This is a genomic window from Candidatus Enterococcus murrayae, assembly GCF_017315985.1.
In the GTDB taxonomy this organism is placed as follows: Bacteria; Bacillota; Bacilli; order Lactobacillales; family Enterococcaceae; genus Enterococcus_A; species Enterococcus_A murrayae.
The window spans coordinates 1-2,352 of the sequence record NZ_JAFLVR010000099.1; the positions used below are offsets into that span (position 1 = coordinate 1).

A 2,352-nucleotide genomic window follows, 5' to 3' on the forward strand; every position below is an offset into this window, starting at 1 on the left:
CAAACTTTAGAGAAGCCCAGCGTCCTCCCTATTTTATAGGATGGACGCTGGGCTTTTAAATACACCTTGGTATATGACGCTTACCAAGGAAGGTACGCATCCAAGTGATCTGCGGTAAGAACAGGCATGTTTGGCAGTTCCTCAAATAGGTACTGAAGATACTTCGTACTGTTGAGACCATTAAGTTCAGCCGTTTTAATGACACTTAGTATTTCTCCTGTTGTCTGTGCGCCGCTCAAGCTGGTAGAAAATAATTGATTCTTTCTACACATGACCAATTCCTTGACCAACCGCTCACTTTGATTGTTCGTCAACTCCAGACGACCGTCTTCAAATATCCGCTCCATCGAGAGTCGATGTTTTCCCATGTATTGGATAGCTTTATCCAGTTTCGATTTTGGGACAGCTGGAATTGTTGCGATATAAGAAAAAAGTTGGTTGAGTAATGGTCTTAATTCTTCCGCTCGTTTTTGAAGGCGTTCCTCTGGAGACAGATTCTTCCAATCTTGCTCTTTCTTGAAACAAGTTTTAAAGACGGAGAGAACATAAGCAGCTGGATGTTCTGTTTCTCCTTGAGCCTTTGGCATGGTTTCATAGAATTTCCTGCGAACATGAGCCCAACATCGAACGGTGTAAATATTCGGGAGGTCATCATAGCCAGTATAACCGTCACAATGAAGATAACCTCCATAGGATTTCAAGAAATCTTTGGGAATTTCCTTGCTGCGTGTCTCACTATGATGATAGATTGCGACTGGATATTTTTCCTGAAGAGAGCTACTAAAAATCCAATAATAGGTGGTTGTCTTATTGCTTTCTAGCACTCGATAGGTCGTTTCATCTGCGTAAGCAATGTTCCTCTTTGATAATTCCTGATGAAATCGTTCAACTACAAGAGATAAGTAGTCTTGGCTCACTCGAATATGCCAGTTCGAAATATTATCTCGTGAAATATCCAAACCTAATTGTTGCCAATACTCTTCCTGCCGATAGGCAGGAACCTTTTGCTTAAATTTCAAGCGAATCGTTTCGGACACTACGCTTGGTGAAGCCAAGCTATTTTGAAGAAGCGGCTTTGGAACAGGTGCTTTCTTTAGTGAAGTTTCTCCTGTTCGTTCACACGCTTTGCAACAATAACTATGTTGAACATGTTGCAGCGTTTCGATTCGTGCTTGATGGAAGGCAATTTCCTCTCGAACCTTTTTCGTTCCCATGTCAATCATCATGGTTCCGCAGTGAGCACAAAGACGGTCATCTTCTGACAGCTCATGATGAACTTCTTTTGTTGGGAAATCCGCCAGTTTCTTTGTTTTCAGCCCTTTTCTTCGCTGATGAGTTTTGATGGTGACCTCTTCTGCAAGAGGTTGTGGAGCTGTAGGCACATCAAATAGATCCAAGCTCATCTGACCAGAGAGTTGTTCTGGCAAGGTCTCCTTGGATTTTCCATAAAGTTTATTAGTCAAATAAGCGATTTGTTCTCTGAGTAATTGTACTTCTCCAGTCAGTGTCTCAATTACTTTCGATTGTTCTTGATTTGCACGCATTTGTTCATGAAGCATAGCGATTAATTGTGTGGTGGATTCGTTATTTTCATTTTTATCATTTGCTTGATCTAACAAGTAATCACACCACTTTCTAAATATATATTCTGTTATTATTATACCATTAAACAGACGCAAAAAGAAGGAGAAACCGCATGAAATCACTGTTTCTTGCCGATTCTCCTTTGTTTCTTTAAATTAAAAAATGCCACGTTTCCCAACAGAAATTGCTTTGGGTTGATCGATGCTTAATCCTTCCAATAACCATCGAATCTGTTGGTGCGTAAGGCAACGAATTTCTTTTTTTGATCTCGGCCAACGAAGTTGTCCTTGATCCAATCGCTTGTATAAAAGAAGGAACCCATCTTTTTCGTAATACAACATTTTGAAACGATCTCGTCTGCCACCACAAAATAAGAAAAGAGCATCGTCGTACACATCCAGATTATACTCATGCTGGACGATGGCAGCCAAGCCATCGATTCCTTTCCTTAGATCTGTTTTTCCGCAAACAATAAAGATATGAGCAACTTTTTGATAATCAAGTATCATGAGCAATCAGCTCCTTCAAGACCGTCTGCACAAGATATTGACTCGCGCCATTGTAGATAAAGATGTCATGCATTTCCGCTTTGATTTTTATTCCTATTTTAGCAGGAAGTGCGCGTTTTTCTTGCGGCTGACCCTCGAGCTTAATGGCAACGACCTCTTGTTTTTCTTTCATAAAGCAACCACCTCCGATTTGTACTTGTATTGTCAGTATAGTCGGAAGTGGTTTTTGATTGTAGGTACTCAGTGGTTCGGCGCTTAC

At 40.7% G+C, this 2,352-nt stretch carries 3 protein-coding genes; all 3 read right to left on the reverse strand.

Going from position 1 to position 2,352, the window contains the following annotated elements:
* Positions 1 to 80: 80 nt before the first annotated feature.
* The gene (tnpC, locus tag JZO85_RS22955) at positions 81 to 1,619 is read right to left on the reverse strand and encodes an IS66 family transposase (protein ID WP_242550507.1); all 1,539 of its coding nucleotides are present in this window, start codon (positions 1,617 to 1,619) and stop codon (positions 81 to 83) included.
* A 120-nt stretch (positions 1,620 to 1,739) separates the two neighbouring features.
* On the reverse strand, positions 1,740 to 2,093 hold the full coding sequence (tnpB, locus tag JZO85_RS22960) for an IS66 family insertion sequence element accessory protein TnpB (protein WP_144325139.1): 354 nt from the start codon (positions 2,091 to 2,093) through the stop codon (positions 1,740 to 1,742).
* Positions 2,083 to 2,265, reverse strand: a complete 183-nt coding sequence (locus JZO85_RS22965) for a hypothetical protein (RefSeq protein WP_142482328.1) — start codon at positions 2,263 to 2,265, stop codon at positions 2,083 to 2,085. The genes tnpB and JZO85_RS22965 overlap by 11 nt, the downstream gene beginning before the upstream one ends.
* Between the last annotated feature and the right edge of the window lie 87 nt (positions 2,266 to 2,352).

Coding starts and splice junctions, on each gene's coding strand:
- JZO85_RS22965 (WP_142482328.1), bottom strand. CDS start 2,265: ATGAAAGAAAAACAAGAGGTCGTTGCCATTAAGCTCGAGGGTCAGCCG.
- tnpB (WP_144325139.1), bottom strand. CDS start 2,093: ATGATACTTGATTATCAAAAAGTTGCTCATATCTTTATTGTTTGCGGA.